The sequence below is a fragment of the uncultured Tateyamaria sp. genome, from assembly GCF_947503705.1.
Classification (GTDB): Bacteria; Pseudomonadota; Alphaproteobacteria; order Rhodobacterales; family Rhodobacteraceae; genus Tateyamaria.
Genome location: NZ_CANNES010000003.1, coordinates 228,977 through 249,244 on the forward strand (window position 1 = coordinate 228,977; position 20,268 = coordinate 249,244).

The 20,268-nt window shown below is 61.5% G+C and carries 19 protein-coding genes; 12 read left to right on the forward strand and 7 right to left on the reverse strand.

Annotated features, from left to right (window positions below; translation table 11 throughout):
* The first annotated feature begins 77 nt into the window (after positions 1-77).
* On the forward strand, positions 78-1,685 hold the full coding sequence (locus Q1A44_RS09765; protein WP_299624232.1) for a SulP family inorganic anion transporter: 1,608 nt from the start codon (positions 78-80) through the stop codon (positions 1,683-1,685).
* Positions 1,686-1,810: 125 nt separating this feature from the next.
* On the opposite strand, the gene Q1A44_RS09770 is transcribed toward Q1A44_RS09765, so the two are convergent.
* Together Q1A44_RS09770 and Q1A44_RS09775 are read right to left on the reverse strand one after the other, a co-directional pair.
* Positions 1,811-2,437 carry a CatB-related O-acetyltransferase gene (locus Q1A44_RS09770; RefSeq protein WP_299623688.1) on the reverse strand — a complete coding sequence of 209 codons (627 nt, stop codon included), beginning with the start codon at positions 2,435-2,437 and terminating at the stop codon, positions 1,811-1,813.
* On the reverse strand, positions 2,434-3,039 hold the full coding sequence (locus Q1A44_RS09775) for a flavin reductase family protein (protein WP_299623691.1): 606 nt from the start codon (positions 3,037-3,039) through the stop codon (positions 2,434-2,436). Before Q1A44_RS09775 ends, Q1A44_RS09770 begins: the two co-directional genes overlap by 4 nt.
* An 88-nt stretch (positions 3,040-3,127) precedes the next feature.
* Here Q1A44_RS09775 and Q1A44_RS09780 point away from each other — a divergent pair, with 88 nt between their 5' ends.
* Positions 3,128-3,613: a GNAT family N-acetyltransferase gene (locus tag Q1A44_RS09780; protein ID WP_299623694.1), complete on the forward strand. Its 486-nt coding sequence runs from the start codon at positions 3,128-3,130 to the stop codon at positions 3,611-3,613.
* 32 nt (positions 3,614-3,645) lie between these two features.
* On the forward strand, positions 3,646-4,401 hold the full coding sequence (locus Q1A44_RS09785; protein WP_299623697.1) for an EcsC family protein: 756 nt from the start codon (positions 3,646-3,648) through the stop codon (positions 4,399-4,401).
* Here Q1A44_RS09785 and modC read toward each other — a convergent pair.
* Genes modC through modA form a run of 3 tightly spaced genes read right to left on the reverse strand, consistent with a single transcriptional unit; the run spans position 4,373 to position 6,893 of the window.
* On the reverse strand, positions 4,373-5,473 hold the full coding sequence (modC, locus tag Q1A44_RS09790; protein ID WP_299623700.1) for a molybdenum ABC transporter ATP-binding protein: 1,101 nt from the start codon (positions 5,471-5,473) through the stop codon (positions 4,373-4,375). The genes Q1A44_RS09785 and modC overlap by 29 nt on opposite strands.
* Positions 5,470-6,162 (reverse strand): molybdate ABC transporter permease subunit, encoded by a 693-nt coding sequence (gene modB / locus Q1A44_RS09795; protein ID WP_299623703.1) that lies wholly within the window; start codon positions 6,160-6,162, stop codon positions 5,470-5,472. The genes modC and modB overlap by 4 nt, the downstream gene beginning before the upstream one ends.
* Positions 6,159-6,893 carry a molybdate ABC transporter substrate-binding protein gene (modA, locus tag Q1A44_RS09800; RefSeq protein ID WP_299623706.1) on the reverse strand — a complete coding sequence of 245 codons (735 nt, stop codon included), beginning with the start codon at positions 6,891-6,893 and terminating at the stop codon, positions 6,159-6,161. The genes modB and modA overlap by 4 nt, the downstream gene beginning before the upstream one ends.
* 179 nt (positions 6,894-7,072) lie before the next feature.
* On the opposite strand from modA, the gene Q1A44_RS09805 reads away from it, so the two are divergent.
* From Q1A44_RS09805 to ptsP, 5 genes are all read left to right on the forward strand, one after another.
* The gene (locus Q1A44_RS09805; protein WP_299623709.1) at positions 7,073-7,546 is read left to right on the forward strand and encodes an NUDIX hydrolase; all 474 of its coding nucleotides are present in this window, start codon (positions 7,073-7,075) and stop codon (positions 7,544-7,546) included.
* A 62-nt stretch (positions 7,547-7,608) separates the two neighbouring features.
* A complete protein-coding gene (locus Q1A44_RS09810; RefSeq protein ID WP_299623712.1) occupies positions 7,609-8,052 on the forward strand; it encodes a DUF1178 family protein in 444 nt (147 codons plus the stop codon).
* 4 nt (positions 8,053-8,056) lie between these two features.
* Complete coding sequence (locus Q1A44_RS09815) at positions 8,057-8,698, forward strand: SDR family NAD(P)-dependent oxidoreductase (protein ID WP_299623715.1); 642 nt, start codon at positions 8,057-8,059, stop codon at positions 8,696-8,698.
* A 109-nt stretch (positions 8,699-8,807) separates the two neighbouring features.
* Positions 8,808-10,046, forward strand: a complete 1,239-nt coding sequence (locus Q1A44_RS09820; RefSeq protein WP_299623718.1) for an aspartate kinase — start codon at positions 8,808-8,810, stop codon at positions 10,044-10,046.
* A gap of 148 nt (positions 10,047-10,194) precedes the next feature.
* Positions 10,195-12,435, forward strand: coding sequence for a phosphoenolpyruvate--protein phosphotransferase (ptsP, locus tag Q1A44_RS09825; protein ID WP_299623721.1), 2,241 nt, complete (start codon positions 10,195-10,197; stop codon positions 12,433-12,435).
* 427 nt (positions 12,436-12,862) lie between these two features.
* On the opposite strand, the gene ugpC is transcribed toward ptsP, so the two are convergent.
* Complete coding sequence (ugpC, locus tag Q1A44_RS09830) at positions 12,863-13,924, reverse strand: sn-glycerol-3-phosphate ABC transporter ATP-binding protein UgpC (RefSeq protein ID WP_299623724.1); 1,062 nt, start codon at positions 13,922-13,924, stop codon at positions 12,863-12,865.
* 23 nt (positions 13,925-13,947) lie between these two features.
* Entirely contained in the window at positions 13,948-14,736 is a 789-nt protein-coding gene (locus tag Q1A44_RS09835; RefSeq protein ID WP_299623727.1) for an IclR family transcriptional regulator, read from the reverse strand.
* Between the two features lie 209 nt (positions 14,737-14,945).
* Between Q1A44_RS09835 and Q1A44_RS09840 the strand changes: the two genes are divergently transcribed.
* The 4 genes from Q1A44_RS09840 to Q1A44_RS09855 all read left to right on the forward strand — a co-directional run bounded on the left by Q1A44_RS09840 (position 14,946) and on the right by Q1A44_RS09855 (position 20,254).
* Positions 14,946-16,178 carry an extracellular solute-binding protein gene (locus Q1A44_RS09840; RefSeq protein WP_299623730.1) on the forward strand — a complete coding sequence of 411 codons (1,233 nt, stop codon included), beginning with the start codon at positions 14,946-14,948 and terminating at the stop codon, positions 16,176-16,178.
* Positions 16,179-16,336: 158 nt separating this feature from the next.
* The gene (locus tag Q1A44_RS09845; RefSeq protein ID WP_299623733.1) at positions 16,337-17,323 is read left to right on the forward strand and encodes a carbohydrate ABC transporter permease; all 987 of its coding nucleotides are present in this window, start codon (positions 16,337-16,339) and stop codon (positions 17,321-17,323) included.
* A 1-nt stretch (position 17,324) separates the two neighbouring features.
* Entirely contained in the window at positions 17,325-18,173 is an 849-nt protein-coding gene (locus Q1A44_RS09850; protein WP_299623737.1) for a carbohydrate ABC transporter permease, read from the forward strand.
* Positions 18,170-20,254 carry an alpha-galactosidase gene (locus Q1A44_RS09855; RefSeq protein ID WP_299623740.1) on the forward strand — a complete coding sequence of 695 codons (2,085 nt, stop codon included), beginning with the start codon at positions 18,170-18,172 and terminating at the stop codon, positions 20,252-20,254. Before Q1A44_RS09850 ends, Q1A44_RS09855 begins: the two co-directional genes overlap by 4 nt.
* Positions 20,255-20,268: the final 14 nt, after the last annotated feature.

Here is a 20,268-nt window from a genome sequence, read left to right on the forward strand (position 1 = left end):
GCGGTGATGCGTTAGGTGCCCGCCGTAACCCGCAGACCAGCAGAGGGGCGTTCATGGCCTTTTTCGATTTTTCGAGCATGCGAACCAAGACCCGTTTTGGCGATTTCTCCATCTCGCCGGGCGAGGTCAAGCTGACCCCCGGTCAGATCAAGACCGAGCTGCTTTCGGGCCTGACGGTGGCGCTGGCGCTGGTGCCTGAGGCCGTTGCCTTTGCCTTTGTCGCGGGGGTTCATCCGCTGGTGGGCCTTTACGCGGCCTTTATGGTGGGTCTGATCACCGCGATTTTTGGGGGTCGCCCCGGCATGATTTCGGGGGCCACGGGGGCTTTGGCCGTTGTGATGGTGGCGCTGGTGGCGCAGCACGGCGTTGAATACCTCTTTGCCACGGTTGTTCTGATGGGGCTTTTGCAGATTTTCGCGGGCGTGATGCAGTGGGGCAAGTTCATTCGCCTGGTGCCGCATCCGGTGATGCTGGGTTTTGTCAACGGGTTGGCCATCGTGATTTTCCTGGCCCAATTGACGCAATTCAAGGTGCCGGGCACGGCTGAGGCGTCGGGCCATGGCATGGCGGGCGGTGAATGGCTGTCGGGCATGCCCCTGATGCTCATGCTGATCCTGGTGGGGGCCACCATGGCGATCATCTGGGTTGCGCCGCGCCTGACCAAGGCGATCCCGGCGCCTCTGGCGGGCATCGGCATCGTGGCCGCCGTCGTGATCGGCTTTGGCCTGGACGTGCCGCGTGTGGGCGATCTGGCCAGCATTCAGGGCGGCTTGCCCTCCTTCCACATTCCGATGGTGCCGCTGAATTGGGAAACCCTCGAGATCATCCTGCCTTATGCGGTGATCCTGGCGGCCATTGGCCTGATCGAGAGCCTGTTGACCCTCAACCTGGTCGGCGATCTGACCGGCCAGCGGGGCGGGGCGTCACAGGAATGTATCGCGCAAGGCGTGGCCAATACGGCGACCGGATTCTTTGGCGGCATGGGCGGGTGCGCGATGATTGGGCAGTCGATGATCAACGTGAAATCCGGGGGGCGGACGCGGATCGCGGGCATTGCGGCGGCGCTGTTTTTGCTGGCCTTTATTCTGGTCGGGTCTTCGGTGATCGAGCTGATTCCGCTGGCGGCCTTGGTTGGCGTGATGTTCATGGTTGTGATCGGGACATTCGCCTGGAACTCGCTCAAGATCCTGCGCAAGGTGCCTTTGACGGATGCCTTTGTCATCGTGCTGGTCACGGTCGTGACGGTGATGGAAGATCTGGCCGTCGCGGTGGTCGTCGGTGTGATCGTGTCGGCGCTGGCCTATGCCTGGAACAATGCGCGGCGCATCCACGCCAAGAGCTATAAAACGCCAGAGGGCGCGCGGGTCTATCAGGTGCAGGGGCCGCTGTTTTTCGGCTCGGCCAGCGGGTTCATCGAGATGTTTGACGTGGAGAATGATCCCTCCGAGGTCATCGTTGATTTCGCGGATAGCCGGGTGGTGGACCAGTCCGCATTGCAGGCCATCGAGGCGCTGGCGATGAAATATGAAGATGTGGGCAAGCGGGTGCAGCTGCGCCATCTGACCCATGACTGCCACCGTTTGCTGACCAATGCGGGACACCTGATCGTCGACAGTGACGATGATCCCGACTACGAGATTGCGACGGATTACGGTGTGCGTACGGGCATTCTGGGCGGCCACTGAGGGGGCGGAAAACGACACGTTTTCCGGCTGTTTTCCGGCACGGAAAACAGCGCGTCCTTCACCGCCCGCGCGCAACTGGAAACCGTATCGGTTTCCTGCCGTTTTCCGTGTCGGAAAACGGCCCCTCAGTCCAATGCGCCAAGGTCTCCTGATATCAAGGCGGGCACCGCCTCCTTGATCCGGTCCAGGGGCCAATCCCACCAGGCCGCAGCCAGCAAGGCGGCAACCTTGTCAGGCTCAAACCGCATCCGCACAACGGTTGCCGGATTGCCCATCACCACCGCGTAATCAGGCACCACACCGCGCACGACCGCACCGGCGCCGACTATCACCCCGTTGCCGATCCGGGCACCCGGGCAGACGATGGCCCCGTACCCCAACCACACATCGTGGCCGATCACCGTATCGCGGCTGTCGGGCCGGTAGGTTCCGATCTGCTCTGGATCAAAGATGGGAAAGGGAAAAGTTGTCGCCCCGTCCATCGCGTGGTTCGCCCCGCTGGTGATGAACCGCACCCCATGTGCGATCTGGCAAAACCTGCCGATCCCCAACCGGTCCGGCCCACCTGCGAACAGGTAGGGCGCCAGATGTGCGGCCCAATCGACGGGCGGGTCGAAATCGGAGGCATAGCTATAGGCCCCAACCGCGAAATTCGGATGATCAATCACCTGGTCCAGAAACACCGTGCCAGGATGGGCCGACCCATCGGGCAGGGTCACAGGATAGGCGCGGCCCGCCTCGGGAAACTTCATTCGCCGGGGCGCGCCAGGCTGAACTTTTCGCGCACCACCGAATAGTCGCGATAGCCCAACCGCGTCAGCGGGTTGAACCGTGTCACGTCAAAAATGCCGTCTACCAGACAATCATCGCGCATATGCACGCCCACAACTTCGCCAAAGACCACGAAATTCGCGGCCCCTTCCAGTTGCACAATCTGGGTCATCCGGCATTCCAGCGATGCAGGCGCCGCCCCCACTCGGGCGCAGTCAATCTGGTCACAGGCCGCCTTTTCGATCTCGGCCAGCGCAAATTCATCCGTGTCCGCCGTCCAGTCCCCGGATGTTTTGTTCATCACATCCTTCATGGCGTATTCCACGACGTTCACGCAAAACACGCCCGTCTCGCGGATGTTGGACACGCTGTCCTTGGTGCCATCGCGGTCGTCCTTGACCCCGGTCGAGGCAAACATGACCTGCGGCGGCACATAGGCCACGGCGTTAAAGAAGGAATAGGGTGCCAGATTGTCGGCCCCGTTGCTGCCGCGTGTTGAAATCCAACCGATGGGCCGGGGCGTCACGATGGCGTTAAATGGGTTGTGGGGCAGGCCGTGGCCGTCGCTGGGTTTGTAGAACATGAGGGCTCCGCAGTTTGCGTGGTTTGCCTCACGATTACCCCCATGTTAGGGCGGGGGCCAGCGCAGATCACGAAAAGCCCCGCCCAAGATGTACCATCTGACTGTTGAGACACCCGATGACTGGTGGGAGGTTGAGGCGCTCTATGACCTGTGCTTTGCCCCGGGTCGCGAGGCGCTGTCGTCTTATCGTTTGCGCGATGGTGTTCCGGCCCAAGCGGGGCTGAGCCATGTGGCCCGCGATGGTGACGGGATTCTGGCCGGTGCGATCCGCTATTGGCCGGTGCGGGTGGGCGAGGTGCCTGCCCTTTTGCTTGGGCCTGTGGCTGTGCACCCGACCCGGCAAGGCGAGGGGCTGGGCCGTCAGTTGATCGAGACCTCGCTGGAGGCGGCCGCGCCGCTGGGCTGGGCCCGGGTCATGCTGGTGGGCGATGCGCCCTATTACAACCGCTTTGGCTTTGCCCGCCTTGACGATGTGATCATGCCCCCACCCACCAACCCCGACCGGGTGTTGGGCCGCGCCATGGTGCCCGGCGCCTGGGATGGCATCACGGGCGATGTGCAACGTCTGGATTGAAATTCGGCGCGGGCGGCCCCACCTCTTAGCCCATGACCGAAATTGTCGTGACCACCCCGATTGATCCCGAGGCCGAATTGGCCCGCATCGCAAAACGCTACAAGGCGGCAGGCGGTTTGGGCATTCAGGTTTTGAACCTTTTGGGCACTCGTGCGGACAGCTTGCTCGATAAGTTGCCCACACCCGTATCGCAACAACTCAACGCCGCCACACGCGCGGCCCTTGAACAGGCGATGGTCGTGGCCAGCCGATCACGTGGAGTTGTGCCTGACCAGTCGGAATGGTTGAACACCGCCGTGGGGACGGCCATGGGGGCCGCAGGCGGGATGGGTGGATTGCCCACGGCCCTGGCCGAACTGCCTGTCACGACAACCCTGCTCTTGCGCGTGATCGAAGGGGTTGCCGTCGACCATGGCTTTGATCCGGCGACGGAATCCGTGCGCTTTGATTGTGTGCAGGTCTTTGCCTCGGCTGGTCCGTTGGAACATGATGATGGCAGCGATATTGCATTCCTCTCGGCCCGTCTGGCGCTGACGGGCACAGCGATGCAGGCGGTGATTGCCCGCGTCGCCCCGCGTCTGGCGGTTGTGATGGGCCAGAAACTGGCGGCCCAGACCGTGCCTGTGCTGGGGGCTGTGGCGGGGGCCGCGACGAACTATGCCTATACCAGCTATTACACCGATATGGCCCATGTGCATTTCGGTCTGCGCCGCCTCGCGATTGAGGCGGATGTGCCCCATGCCGAAGTGGTGGAACGCCTCAGGGCGCAGATGCTTTTGCTGAAATAGCGCCACCTGAAATGGCGGTCTGGGCGACCGATGTGGCCTTGATGATGGCAAAGAGGTTTTGGCCGGTGGTCAGCCCCATGGACGTGACCGCCCGTGACGTCACCCGCGCGAGCAGCGTGTCGCCCCCCGCATCCAGCGCAATGGCCGCCCCCGGTCCGTCGCCTTCGCGGATGGCGGCGATGGTCACGGGCAGGATGTTCTGGGCGCTCAGCCCCGTGGGCCGGTCCAGCGACAAAAGCACGTCCTGCGCCAACACACGCAAGCGTATTTCCGCGCCCACGGCCGCCTGAACGCCCATCAATTGCACCTCGCCTGCCGCCACACGCAGTGTGCTGAGCCCATCCAGCCCATGTTCCGTCACATGCGCGCGCAGGACCGCACCCGCCTCGCGCACGCCCAGCAAGGGCACGGCGGCAGGGTCCGCCATCACATCAAAAAGCGGCCCTTGCCGCGCCACGCGGCCCCCTGACAAAAGGACCATGTGATCGGCCAGGCGCGCCACCTCGTCTACCGCATGGCTGACATAGAGGATCGGCACCGTCCCTTCGGATTTCAGGCGGTCGAGATAGGGCAGGATCTCGGCCTTGCGCGGGCCATCGAGGGCGGCAAGGGGTTCATCCATCAGCAGAAGGCGCGGGTCGGCCAGCAGCGCGCGGCCCAAGGCGACCCGCTGCCGTTCGCCCCCCGACAGGGTGCCGGGCCGGCGGGCCAGCAGCGCGCCGATGCCCAACATCTCGATAATCCGGTCGCGGCCCGTGGGTCTGGCCCCGAAGCGTTGCGGGTAATCGAGGTTTTGCGCGACGCTCAGGTGAGGGAAAAGCCGTGCATCCTGAAACACATAGCCCACGCGCCGCTTGTGCGGGGGCAGACAGGTGCGGGCGTCGTTGAAGGTCACAGTGTTGAGGGAAATCTGTGCCGTATCAGGGCGCAAGAGCCCCGCAACCGCGTTCACGATCGTGGTCTTGCCCGCGCCCGAGCGACCAAAGAGGGCGGTGACGCCGCGACCCGCCTCAAAGCGGACATCGAGATCAAAGCCGCCAAAGCGGTGCTGGAGGGCGACCGACAGTGTCATGTGCCCGCAATCCGTGCCGCGACCCGCCGCGCCAGCCATTCCGACAAGACCACTGCCCCCAGAGCCAACACGCAGGCCCAGAGGACCAGGCGGATCGCCGCATCCTCACCCCCCGGCACCTGCAAAAGGGCGTAGATGGCCGAGGGCAGGGTTTGCGTTTCGCCGGGGATGTTGGCGACGAAGGTGATTGTGGCCCCGAACTCGCCAATGGCCTTGGCGAAGCCCATGACGCCCCCCGCCAGAATGCCGGGCAGGATCAGGGGCAGGGTGACGGTGCGAAAAACGGCCCAGCCCGGGGCGCCCAGAGTGCGGGCGGCTTGTTCGAGCTTGGGATCCACCGCCTCGATCGCCAGCCTTATGGCGCGCACCATCAGCGGAAAACCCATGACCACGGCGGCAAGCACGGCCCCCGTCCAGCGAAAGGCGAGGACGAGGCCAAAGGTTTCTTCGAGGAAACGGCCCGCCGGGCCTGTGCGCCCAAAGGCGATGAGCAAAAGGTATCCGGTCACGACCGGGGGCAGGACCAGGGGCAAATGGACCGCCGCATTCAGCGCGGACTTGCCCCAGAAATCCCGCCGTGCCAGCAGCCACGCGACCCAGATCGCGAGCGGCAGCGCCAGCACCGTGGCCGTCACTCCGACCAGCAGGGACAGGCGCAAAGCCTCCCATCCGGCGGGGTCGAGCATCATGGCATGGGCCTGAACCCCGCGGCCTCGAAGGCTGCGGTTTGGGATGTCAGATGCGCGAGGAACGCGGCCCCGGCGGGCGTCAGGGCGGCGGCCGGGTAGCGGATGGGGGGATGCTGGTCGCGCGGCACGGTCCAGAGGACGGAAACGGCGTCGCTGCTTGCCGCGTCAGAGCTATAGACCACGCCAAGGGGCATCTCGCCCCGCGCGACCAGAACGAGGGCCGCGCGCACATTGTCGGTTTCGGCCAGATGGGGGCGCAGGCTGTTCCATGCGCCGATGTTCTCAAGCCAGGCTTTGGCGTATATCCCTGCTGGCACCGACATGTGCTGGCCGATGGCCATGCGCCCGCCGTCAAGCCGGGAGATCAGCGCGTCAGCGCTTGGGGCGAGCAGGGCGCGCGCGCCAGCGGGGCCGATCAGTACAAGATCATTGGACAGAAAATCGGTTCCAGGCCCGGTGATATGGCCCTGATCGACCAGCCAATCCATCCAGGCGGTGTTGGCCAGAATCACGATATCGGCTGGAGCGCCGAGGCTGATTTGCCGGGCCAGCGTGCCGCTGCCGCCATAGCTGATGCGGGCCCTATCGGACCAACCTGCCGCAACGGCATCCAGCGGCCCCTGAAGGCTTGCAGCGGCAAAAATGCGCAACGGCTCTGCTCTTGTGGCCCCGGCAAGCAGAGCGATGCCCAGCATCAGGGCCAAGCCTTTGATCCAACGAGAGGTTTTCATCACGAGGGGCACTATTGGGCAAGCGGCGGCCTGGCTCAAGGGGTGTTGCACGTCTGGGCCGCATATGCCCTTGCGTTTCAGGGCGGCCAAACCCGGGGCGCTTGTGGATAACTGCCCTCTAAGCTGGTGTTTTCCCTGCAAAATGGGTATAAACGGAAAAAACGAGGAGGGCCGCAGCAGTGACAGCCCCTATTATCAAACAACTGCCCCTGCATTTCGGGGCATCGACAAAATCATCTGTCCGGACGCAATTTGCGGCCCTGTGCTATCGCATCAAAGGCGACAAGGTGCAGGTTCTTTTGGTGACCACCCGGCGCACGGGGCGCTGGATCATTCCCAAAGGCTGGCCCATGGACGGCATGACGCCGCAGAAAAGTGCGGCGCAGGAAGCCTGGGAAGAGGCGGGTGTTGTCGGCCGTGTGGATGCGCAACCTTTGGGGCTGTTTTCCTATACCAAGCAGGTGGATGACGAGGAATTGCTGCCTTGCGTGGCGATGGTGTATGCGGTGCGCGTAAAGTCCCTGGCCAAGGATTTCCCCGAAGCCGGGCAACGCAAACGCAAATGGCTGAGCCGGAGCAAAGCCGCGTCGCTGGTGGGCGAGCCGGAACTGGCGCGCATCCTGCGCGACTTTGACCCGCGCGTCTTGCGATAGGGGCCTTGCGGTCGCCTCGCGGTGATTGCTATTTCCCGCACGGCCCTTACATTCGTGGGACAATGATCAAATACACTTTGAAATGCAGCGAAGGCCACCAGTTCGAAAGCTGGTTTGCCAATGCCGACGCCTTTGACACGTTGACGGCGGGCGGCCATGTGGCCTGCGTCGTCTGCGGCGGCGCGGATGTGTCCAAGGCCATCATGGCCCCCCGCGTCAGCACGGCCCGGACCAAGGATGTGCCCGCCCCCGTGGCTTCCGCGCCAGAGGTACAGCCGCCCTCGCCAGAGGTGGCCCAGGCGCTGAGCGAGATGCGCGATCACGTTGAAAAGAATGCGACTTACGTGGGCGGTGGTTTCGCGAGCGAGGCCCGGTCCATGCATTTGGGCGATGCGCCCGAACGCCCCATCTGGGGCGAGGCGAACCTGGCGGAGGCCAAGGCCCTGATTGATGACGGGGTGCCGGTGGCCCCCTTGCCCTTTATCCCCACACGCAAAGCGAACTGACCTCATGCATATTGTGATTACGGGTGCCACACGTGGCATCGGCGCGGGCCTTGCGGCCCATTACCGCGATGCGGGCCATCAGGTGACGGGCACGGGCCGGTCGGCCGGGGCGGAAATGACCCTGGACGTGACCCAGCCTGCCGATCATGCGGCCATGGCCACCGCGCTGGCGGGGCAGCCCATCGACCTGCTGGTCTGCAATGCGGGGGTTTATCTGGACAAGGGGGCCGATCTGGAAACAGGATATGCGCCCGATCTTTGGGCCCAAAGCTTTGCGGCCAACGTGACGGGCGTGTTCTTGACGATCCAGTCGCTCTTGCCGCATCTGCGGGCAGCCGATGCGCCCAAGATCGCTATCATCTCGTCGCAGATGGCCTCGCACACCCGCGCGCCGGGCGGCAGCTATATCTATCGCGCGTCCAAGGCGGCGGTGTTGAATGTGGGCCGGAACCTGGCCGCTGACCTGGCGGGGCAGGTGGCCGTTGGCATCTATCACCCCGGTTGGGTGCAGACCGATATGGGCGGCGCTGAGGCGGCGATCACGGTTGACGAGTCTGTGGCCGGCCTGGTGGCACGGTTTGCCGCGCTGTCGCACGAGACGACAGGCGTGTTCGAGACGTGGGACGGGCAGCCGCACGCCTATTGAGGGCGGCGCAAGGTTTTTTACAACAGAGACGAATGCCTTGGCGCGCCTTGTGCTTGTGCTTGGGCGCGGGGCGGCGTATGGCCCTTCGGGATTTTGACGTGAGGCGCATATGCCCGTTTTGGTGATGAAATTCGGTGGCACATCCGTGGCCACCCTCGACCGTATACGCCGCGCCGCGAAACGTGTGGGCGTGGAAGTGGCCAAGGGCTATGACGTGATCGTCATCGTGTCGGCCATGTCCGGCAAGACCAACGAGTTGGTCGGTTGGGTGAACGAAACCTCGCCCCTCTATGACGCCCGCGAATATGATGCGGTTGTGTCCTCGGGCGAGAACGTGACTGCGGGCCTCATGGCCCTGACCTTGCAGGAAATGGACGTGCCTGCGCGCAGCTGGCAGGGCTGGCAGGTGCCGGTCAAGACAACGTCGGCCCATTCCAGTGCCCGGATCGAAGAGATTCCCACCGACAACATCACCGCCAAGTTCGGCGAGGGTATGCGGGTGGCCGTGGTCGCGGGCTTTCAGGGCGTCAGCCCCGAGGGGCGCATCACCACCCTGGGCCGGGGTGGCAGTGACACCACCGCGGTGGCCTTTGCCGCCGCGTTTGAGGCGGAACGGTGCGACATCTATACGGATGTGGACGGCGTCTATACCACCGATCCACGCGTCTCGGCCAAGGCGCGCAAGCTGGACAAGATCGCCTTCGAAGAGATGCTGGAACTGGCCTCGCTGGGCGCCAAGGTCTTGCAGACCCGCTCGGTCGAGCTGGCCATGCGCTACAACGTGCGCTTGCGCGTCTTGTCGAGTTTCGAAGAACCCAGTGATGTGGCGGGCACCCTTGTCTGTGCCGAGGAGGATATCATGGAAAGCAATGTCGTGGCCGGAGTGGCCTATTCCCGGGACGAGGCCAAGATGACGCTGGTCAGCGTGGCCGACCGCCCCGGCATCGCCGCCACCATCTTTACCGCCCTCAGCGATGCGGGCGTGAATGTGGACATGATCGTGCAAAACATTGCCGAAGAGGGGCGCACTGACATGACCTGGTCCTGTCCCACCACCGAGGTGGCGCGCGCCGAAAAGGCGATGGCCGAGGCCAAGGATGGCGGCGTCATCAACTATCAGGAACTGATCGCCGACACCGACGTGGCCAAGGTTAGCGTTGTGGGCATCGGCATGCGCAGCCACACCGGCGTCGCGGCCAAGATGTTCCGCGTGCTGAGCGCCGAAGGCATCAACATCCGCGTCATCACCACGTCCGAGATCAAGATTTCCGTACTGATCGACCGCAAATACATGGAACTGGCTGTGCAGGCCCTGCATGACGCGTTCGAATTGGACAAGGCGGCCTGAGACTCCTTCGCCGGTGCCCGGACAGGGTGATTGTGCGAAATTGCGACCATAGGTAGAAAATCCTTGCGCAAGAGCTGTGTTTGCCATTTCGCTTTGGCAGGCGCTGTGATCTAAGCTGTGATCGCGCAAGAATGGGGAGCAGGCCAGAATGGCCGAACGGGTTGAAACAGAAAGCCGCAAACTGCTGGGCCGTTTGCGTGATGCGATGGCGGGCGAGGACACCGGTCAGGCGCGGCTGGACAAGATCACGCATTTGATCGCCACCAGCATCGGCAGTGAAGTCTGCTCTATCTATCTGTTTCGGGACGAAGATACGCTTGAGCTGTGCGCCACCGAAGGGTTGAACCCCGAGGCTGTGCACCAGACCCGGATGCGCCTGGGCGAGGGGCTGGTGGGCAAGGTGGCCCGCCGTCGCCGCGTGGTGAACACCGCCAACGCGCCGCAAGAGCGCGGCTTTCGTTTCATGCCCGAGACCGGCGAAGAAGTGTTTTCAAGCTTTATGGGTGTGCCGATCCTGCGTTTAGGCGACACATTGGGCGTTTTGGTCGTCCAATCGAAAGAAGCGCGCGAATTTTCCGCCGACGAGGTCTATGCCCTCGAAGTGGTCGCGATGGTTCTGGCCGAAATGGCCGAACTGGGCGCTTTTGTCGGGGACGGCAGCGCGATGGAGGCGCGGCACAGCCAGCCTGCCATGTTGCGCGGCACCGTGGCCCAGGAAGGTGTGGCCGAGGGCCATATCTGGCTGCACGAGCCGCGTGTCGTTGTCAGCAACCCGATTGCCGACGATCCGCACCGCGAGCTTGAGCGCTTGACCGAAGCGGTCGAGGAATTGCGCGTGGGCGTGGACAAGATGCTGGCCCTGGCGTCGGTCGACAAGGAACAGGCCGAAGTCCTTGAAGCCTATAAGATGTTTGCCAATTCCAAAGGCTGGATGCGCCGGATGGAAGAGGATATCAGCCGGGGCCTCAGCGCCGAGGCGGCGGTCGAGAAAGAGCAATCGCTGGCCCGCGCGCGCATGGGCCAGGCCACCGACAGCTATTTGCGCGAACGGCTGAGCGATCTGGACGATCTGTCCAACCGTCTTTTGCGTATTCTGACGGGGCAGGGGACCGATACCGGGGCCGAAATGCCCGCCAATCCCATTCTGGTGGCCCGCAATATTGGTCCGGCTGAGTTGTTGGATTACGGCCGAAGCCTCAAGGGGATCATCCTTGAGGCCGGATCTGTTGGCAGTCATGCGGCCATTGTCGCCCGCGCCCTCGCCATTCCGCTGATTGTCCATGCAGAGCGCGCGACGCTTGAGGCGCTCAATGGCGATCATGTGATGGTGGACGGCGAACAGGGCATCGTGCATTTGCGCCCGGACGACACTGTTGTTACCGCCTTTCGCGACAAGATGGCGATGCAGGCGGCGGCGGTCGAGCGCTATGTCTCGATCCGGGACAAGCCTGCCGAAACGCTATGCGGGTCGGTTGTGGGTCTGCATATGAATGCCGGTTTGATGGCAGATTTGCCGTCGCTTGAGGGGTCGGGGGCCGAGGGCGTTGGCCTCTTCCGCACCGAGTTGCAATTTCTGGTGCGCAACAAGATGCCCACGCGGTCCGAGTTGAGCGCGCTTTATGCGCGCGTTCTGGATGCGGCAGGGGGTAAAACGGTGGTGTTTCGCACCCTCGATATTGGGTCGGACAAGGTGCTGCCCTATATGAAACCCAATGACGAGCCGAACCCGGCGCTGGGCTGGCGTGCGATCCGCGTGGGCCTCGACAAGCCCGGTGTTTTGCGGATGCAGTTGCAGGCGCTGATCCGGGCGGCCAATGGGCGGCCCCTGACGATCATGTTCCCCTTTGTGGCGCAATACGAGGAATACACCCAGGCCAAGGCCGAAATGGACAAGGCGCTCGACCGTGAGCGGCGTTTGGGCCATGTGGTGCCGGAAACGGTCGAAGTGGGCGCGATGCTTGAGACGCCCAGCCTTGCCTTTGCCCCTCAGAAATTCTTTGAAGAGGTCGGGTTCCTGTCGATCGGGGGCAACGACCTGAAGCAGTTCTTCTTTGCCGCGGATCGCGAGAATGAGAGGGTGCGTCGCCGCTATGATACGCTGAACGTTTCCTTCCTCAGTTTTATCGAGCGGATCGTGGAGCGGTGTGAATTGACCGGAACGTCGCTGTCATTCTGCGGCGAGGATGCGGGGCGACCCGTTGAGGCGCTGTGCCTGTCGGCCATCGGTCTGCGCAAATTGTCCATGCGCCCGGCGTCCATCGGGCCGGTGAAATCGCTGTTGCGGCGTTCAAATCTTGAGGATGTGCGCAAGGTGATCATGGATGCCCGCCATCGCGGCGACATGAACGTACGGCCCGCGATCATGGAATACCTGCGCAATCAGGGCTGATTTCTCGTTCGATTTTAAGTTGTTGAACGCGTGACTTCACGTGATGCTTGCACTGTGCCCTGTGGTTACCGCACGGTTCGGAATGCGTGATCTTATGTCTGAGCGCGACGAGAGCGTTCAGTTTAGGGATGTATTGTGCCACTTCAGAGCTGCCTGAGCGCCTTGTGGATAAGTGATTTATGAGCCCGAGACAGGCAGATTGACTTGAAAAGCGTCCCACTTAGATTCTGGATTCAGAACATATTTGATGAGTTACTCACAACCAGAGACACCTGACTTGAGGTAACAGAGCTTTTGAATGCTTTTATCCCCAGTTCTAATGTCCTGACAACGCGTCCTGTGGATAATGTGAACCCACAACGCAAACACGAAAAAACCGCCACGCATCTCACGTGGCGGTCTTTCTTTGCTAAAGCTGCCAATTGGATTAGCGCAGTCGCGCCTCGCTCTGAACGTCAAAGAACATTGTCCGGCTCTCGTCGAAGGACACGGTGACTTCGGTGCCTTCCTCCATCGCCAGATCACCTTTGGATTCGACAACCAGCCGTTCGCCCGTGGGTGTTGTCAGGTAGTCATAGGCAACGCCGCCCAACCGCTCGCGGATGTCGAGCTTGATTGCGGACGGGGCGGCCGTCAGTTCCATGTCTTGCGGGCGGATGCCCACGGTGACTTCGGTGCCGGGTGCGGGCAGGGTGACGGATGTAGGCACAACGGTGTCGGACAGGGCAGGGACACGCACGCCCCCGGCCTCGGCGACACCCTTGACAAAGTTCATTGCGGGCGAGCCAATGAAACCCGCCACGAATTTGTTGTCGGGGTCCTGATAAAGATGCATGGGGCTGCCCACTTGTTCGATATGGCCCGCGCGCAAGACTACAATCTTGTCGGCCAAGGTCATCGCTTCGACCTGGTCGTGGGTCACATAGATCATTGTGGTGCCCAGTTCCTTGTGCAGGCGGGCAATCTCTACGCGCATATCAACGCGCAGCTCGGCATCAAGGTTCGACAAAGGCTCGTCAAAGAGGAACACCTCGGGGCCACGAACAATTGACCGGCCAATCGCCACCCGCTGACGCTGCCCCCCCGACAGAGCGGCAGGTTTGCGTTTCAGGTATTCGTCCAGCTTGAGGATTTTGGAGGCAGCACTGACCTTCTTGTTGATCTCGTCCTTGGGGACGTTGTTCATCTTGAGGCCAAAGCCCATGTTCTCTTCGACCGTCATGTGGGGGTAGAGGGCATAGGTCTGGAACACCATGGCGATGCCGCGTTGGGCGGGGTCTACATGGGTCACGTCGCGGGCACCGATATGGATCTGGCCGCCGCTGGTTTCCTCAAGGCCCGCGATCATGCGCAGCAAGGTGGATTTGCCACAGCCCGACGGGCCGACAAAGACACAGAATTCGCCATCCTCAATCGTCAGGTCCACGTCGAAAATGACCTGCGTGGCCCCGTATTTCTTGACCGCCTTGTTCAGTGTTACGCCTGTCATAGGTCTCCCCTCCCAAAAAGATGTTACTGACTTGGAAACTGCCAATTGGCAGCCGCCTCCGCGATGTCGCGGGCCGTGGATTGCAGATGCGGGGCAAGGGCGGTCAGATCAGACAGCGACTTGCGCGCGGTGGATGTTGTTATGCTGAGCGCCCCGATAGAGCGGCCCATATCCGACAGAATCGGCACGGCGACACAGATGATGCCGGGCTCGTGCTCTTCGCGGTCATAGGCAATGCCGTCGCGGCGAATGTCGGCCAGTTCGGCGGCCAGCGATTCGGCGCTGGTGTGGGTGTGGGCGGTATGGGCGAAATAGGCCTGCTGGGCCAAGGCATTGACCTGGGCCTCGTCACTCAGAAAGGCGATCATCGCCTTGCCGACGCCGGTGCAATAGCCGGGGCCGACCTTGCCCGCCTGGCTGAACAGTTCCAAAGGTTCGGCGGCATTGCGTTTGTCCACGTAAAGGACCTGACCACCATCGAGTTGGGCCAGGTGGATCGTCTCGCCCACCGCCTCGCTCAGCGCATCAATATGGGCCCGCGCGATAGGGGCGAGCGAGCTTTGGCGCCACGCCGCATGGGCCAGCCGCACAAGGCGCAGGCCCGGCGCATAGGTCTGCCTATCCACGTCGTAGCGTAGCATTCCAAGGTTCGTCAGGGTCTGCACCAGTCGGTACAGCGTGGCCTTGGGATGTGAGGAAAGCGACAGTAATTCGGAGAACCGCACAGGCCGTTCCAGCCCCGCAATGAGGTCGAGCACATCCAGTGCCTTGCCAATGGTGCCATCCCCCTGACGGGGGGCTTGCGTGTTCATCCCGGTCCTCCCAACCGCTGATCAAACCACATTCAGGAAACTGTTGACGCAAGCGCTGTGTCGCCGCATAGTTCCAATAGTTGGAATTCAGTTTCACTATGTGGAACTTCCACGAAGAGAGACTGTAAGTCAAAAGAAATCTGACTTTCCGTTTCCGGAGCAATGAGACAAGCTCCGGATCGGAAGAAACGGAACTAAGGGAGGAAACCATGTTCCTGAATGTTAAAACCGCTGTGGCGGCGATTGCCCTGTCTGCTATGGCCGGGTCCGCCTTTGCGCGCGATCTCGTCATCAACTTTGATGACCTGAACCCAGGCCCCAAGCAGGGCTTTGAAGATGCGGTTGAGCTCTTCAAATCTGAGAACCCCGACATCAACGTGATCGTCAACATCAACGACCGCGAAGCGCACAAAACAGCGATTCGGAACTTCTTGACCGCTGACGCGCCAGACGTGACCAGCTGGTATCCCGGCAACCGCATGGCGCCTTTCGTCGATGCGGGCCTGTTCCAGCCTGTTGACGATGTGTGGGCCGACAACGGCTTTAACGAAGACCTGGCGGCCATCAAGGCGACCATGTCGCGCGACGGCAAGATCTGGGGCGTGCCCTATTCCTACTACCAGTGGGGCATCTACTATCGCAAAGACATCTTTGACATCCTCGAGTTGGAAGAGCCCGGCACATGGGACGAGCTGTTGGCCGCCTGTGGCAAGATGAAAGAGAACGGCGTGACGCCCTTCACCATCGGCACCAAGTTCCTTTGGACCGCAGCGGGTGTGTTCGACTACATCAACCTGCGCACCAACGGCTATGACGTGCACAACGCCCTGACCGCAGGCGAGATCAAGTACACCGATCCGCGCATTCGCGCGACATTCGCCAACTGGGAAACGCTGATCAACGAATGTGGCTTTGTCGACAACCACGCTTCGATGTCCTGGCAGGACGCCATCGCGCCTTTCGCCAATGGTGACGCGGCGATGTATGTGATGGGCAACTTCTCGGTCGACGGCTACAAGAACGCAGGTTTGACCGAAGATCAGATCGACTTCATGCCGTTCCCGACCATCGACGCGGCTATCCCACCGGCTGAAGAAGCGCCTGCGGACGCCTTCTTTATCCCCACCAACGCGAAGAACGTCGAAGATGCCAAGAAATTCCTGGCCTTTGTCGCGCGCCCTGATGTGCAGACCCAGTGGAACAAGACCATCGGTCAGCTGCCCATCAACTCCAAGGCCGACATCTCGGATGACAAGTTCATCCAGGAAGGTTTTGCCCTGCTGAACGCGGCCACGGGACTCGCGCAGTTCTATGACCGTGACGCCCCTGCGGCAATGGCCAAGGCGGGCATGGAAGGCTTCCAGGAGTTCATGCTGGACACGTCCAAAGTGGACGCGATCCTTGAGCGCCTCGATACCGTTCAGGAAGAAGTCTACAAGTAAGATTTCATCGCGGGGCGCGCGGATCGTGCGCCCCGCCATTTTTCCCATTAATCCTTTGTAAACGCTTAATTTGCGCGTTTTCAAAAGCTTAGTGTTTGTCCTCTCGTTTTCGATTGGGGGGACAGGTTTTCGATACCTAAAAACAGGAGTGCGCGCCCATGTCCGATGCCACGCATCAATCGCAGGCCGAACCAAGCTGGCTGAGCCGCAACAAGCTGGCGGTGGCCCCGTGGATTTTCTTGATCCCTGCGCTCATCTTCTTTGCCATTTACGTGGTCATTCCGATCTTTGAGTCGCTCTGGCTGTCGCTTTATGAATGGAACGGCCTTTATGATGCGGACGGTAATTCGACCGCCACTTGGGTCGGGTTTCAAAATTACGTCAAGCTGTGGGACGATCCCAATTTCTGGACCTCGCTGCGCAACAACATCGCCTGGCTGATCCTCTATATGCTGGCCGTGCCCCTGGGCCTGTTCATCGCTTTGTTCTTGAACCAGACCGTCACGGGGATGCGATTTTACAAGTCGATGTTTTTCTTTCCCTTTGTCATCTCGCAGGTCGTTGTGGGCCTGATCTTTGGCTGGTTCTACAACCCGGACTTTGGGGTCGTCGGCACCGTGTGGAAGGCGATTTTCTGCGAGGAAACCACCAACATCCTGGGCAACGTGACCTTTACCTGCTCGCGCCCCGCGCCTGACATCCTGTCGAGCCCCGAATGGGCCACTTACGGCATCATCGCCGCCGGTTTGTGGCCCCAGATCGCCTATTGCATGATCCTCTATCTCACCGGCCTGAACAACGTCGCCTCTGACCAGATCGAAGCCGCGCGTCTGGATGGGGCCAAGGGCTGGAAGATGCTGTGGTACGTGGTCGTGCCGCAACTGAAACCCGCCACATTCATTGCCATCGTGGTCACTGTGATCGGGGCGCTGCGTTCGTTCGATATGATCGCGATCATGACTCAGGGCGGACCGTTCGGATCAACCAATGTACTATCGCATTACATGTATGAGGTCGCGATTTCCGAATACGGTGAGCGGTATGGTTACGGGTCGTCCGTGGCGACGGTTCTGTTCGGCATCATGCTGATTTTCATCAGCTATTTCCTCTGGCAGATGTACCAAGAAGAGAAGGGGGGCCGCTGAGATGTTTCCGCGTCCAATTCAAAAATCCGCAGCACCCGCCCGCTTTGCCTATCAGGCGTTCCTGCCCTTCGCCCTGATCCTGTGGCTCTTGCCGCTGATCGCGATCCTGCTGACGTCGATCCGCTCGGCGCAGGATATCAACTCGGGCAACGTGTTTGGCTGGCCGTCTGAATTTGCCCTGATCGAGAACTATTCGGCAGTATTCACGCAATCGGCCGCCGCGCAATACATGCTGAACTCGGTGCTGATCACGGTGCCCACGGTCATGATCTCGGTCGCTTTGGCCTGCCTTGCAGGGTATGCGCTGGCGATCTACCGGTTCCGGGTCGCCTTGCCGCTTTTCTTCCTCTTTGTGGCGGGCAATTTCATCCCCTTTCAAATCTTGATGGTGCCGGTGCGGGACATGTCGGTGCAGACGGGGCTTTATGACACGATTGCGGGACAGTTCCTGTTCCATGCGGCCTTCCAAACCGGCTTTTGCACCCTGTTCATGCGTAACTTTATCAAGGCCTTACCCTTTGATCTGGTAGAATCCGCGAGGATCGAGGGCATCGCAGAGTGGAAGATTTTCTGGTACGTGATGCTGCCCCTTGTGCGGCCCGCAATTGCAGCACTTGCAGTGTTGATCTTTACCTTTGTCTGGAACGACTTTTTCTGGGCCAACGTGCTGACCCAAGGGGAAGGGGCCAAACCCATCACCGCCGGTGTGCGTGCCTTGAACGGCCAGTTTGTGAACAACTGGCACCTCGTCTCTGCCGCCTCGTTGATGGCGGCCATCCCGCCGGTTCTGATGTTCTTTGCGATGCAGAAACACTTCATCACCGGTCTGACCCTGGGGGCGGTAAAGTGATACGATGTTGGCGTCTGGATGACGGACGTCAGACCCTCGTTCTTGGCTCTGATCGGGGCCGGTTGGCAGAGGTGGTCTATTGGGGGCCGCGCCTGCCGGACGAGGAGGATCTGACGACCCTCTATGAGGCATATACCCTCGATGTGACGGGTGGCATGTTGGATGCCAACCCCGAGCTGTCCATTTGTCCCGAAGCGACGCGGTCGTTCCCGGGCCAGCCCGGGCTGATCATTCGCGACGGGGACGGCACGCCCTATCTGCCAAAATTCTGCTTTGAACAGGCGGACCTGGGCGACGGTGTTCTGGTGCTGACCTTTATGGATCAGGACCGCGTTCTGACCTACCGGGCACGCTTTGCCCTCGACCCTGTGACCCATATCATCGAGGCGAGCGCAGAGGTGGAGGCCGACCGGCCCATGCACCTGCATTGGCTGTCTGCGCCCGTGTTCCCGGCGCCGCAACTCAGCGATGAGATGATCGATTTCGCGGGTCGTTGGTGTGGTGAGTTTCAGATGAACCGCACGCCCTGGTCCCCCGGCATCCGCTATCGCGAAAACCGCACGGGGCGCACGGGGCATGAGCATTTTCCGGGCCTGATCGTGCCGGTGCGCGGCGCGTCCAATGCCAGCGGCCACACCTATGCGTTCCACTATGGTTGGTCCGGTGGGCACCGTATGGTGGCCGAAGAGTTGCCCGATGGCCGTCGTCAGATCCAGTTTGGCCACGCCGCCCGGGTCGAGGGTGCGGCGCAACGAAAGTTTGCCACCGGTAAACTATATGCCGTATTTTCCGACGATGGCTTGAACGGCTGTGCCGTTGCGTTCCAACGCCATTTGCGCGACCGGATCGTGACCTTTCCCCGCCCGGACGCGCCGCGCCCGGTGCACTACAACTGCTGGGAAGCCGTCTATTTCAACCACAATCTGGACGAGCTGAAAGAGATCGCCGAACGCGCCGTAGCCCTTGGGGCGGAGCGTTTCGTGCTGGATGATGGCTGGTTCGGGAACCGCGATGACGACACGCAGGCGTTGAGCGATTGGGAAGTGGACCCGCGCAAATATCCCGATGGCCTGACGCCCCTGATTGATCACGTCAAATCGCTGGGCATGACGTTCGGCATTTGGTTCGAACCCGAGATGATCAATCCGAACTCGGATATTTTCCGCGCCCATCCCGATTGGGCTTTGGGGGGTGAGGATCAGATCATGGGGCGGCAGCAAATGGCGCTGAACATGGCGTTACCTGCGGTGCAATCCTTCCTGTTTGCTCGGATCAGCGACATCCTGAGCCGCCACGACATCGACTACATCAAGTGGGATCATAACCGCGTGTTGCCAATGCCGGATGCCGCGCAAACGCGGGGGTCTTACGCCCTGTTGGACCGGCTGCGCCGTGAATTCCCGCATGTTGAAATCGAAAGCTGTGCAAGTGGCGGGGGGCGTATCGATTTTGGCATTATGGAGCGGACCCAGCGGGTTTGGCTGAGCGACAGCAATGACGCGGTGGAGCGCTTGCGCATTCAGCACAATGCGGCGCTGTTTTTGCCGATGGCTGTGACTGGCAGCCATGTGGGGCCGCGCACCAGCCACACCTCTGGCCGGACGCTGGACATTCGGTTTCGCGCCTGGGTCGCGGCGCAGCGGCACATGGGGTTCGAAATGGACCCGCGCGAGTTGACGGACGACGAGGCGACCGTGCTGCGCGATGTGACGGGCTGGTGGAAAGCCAACCGGAACTGGATGCACGGAGCCGATATTCTGCGCCTCGACAGTGCCGACCCGGCGGTGTTCGCCGAGCAGCATCTGGAAGAGGGTGGCGGACAATTTGTCGTTTTTGCGGGCAAGGCCGCGACATCCGATCAGATCGCCCCGCGGCCCTTGCGCCTGACCCGCCTTTCGCCTGACGCCAAGTACCGGATCGAGCTGGTGAACCGCGACGAAGTGGGCCATTTGTCACGCGGCGCAAATGCGCTGAAATCCGGCCCACTTGTGGTGAGTGGCGCCTATCTGATGTATCATGGCCTTACCCTGCCATGGAGTTTTCCTGAACGGATGTGGGTGATCAAGGGTGACCTTGCTTGACCGTAACGCTCCGC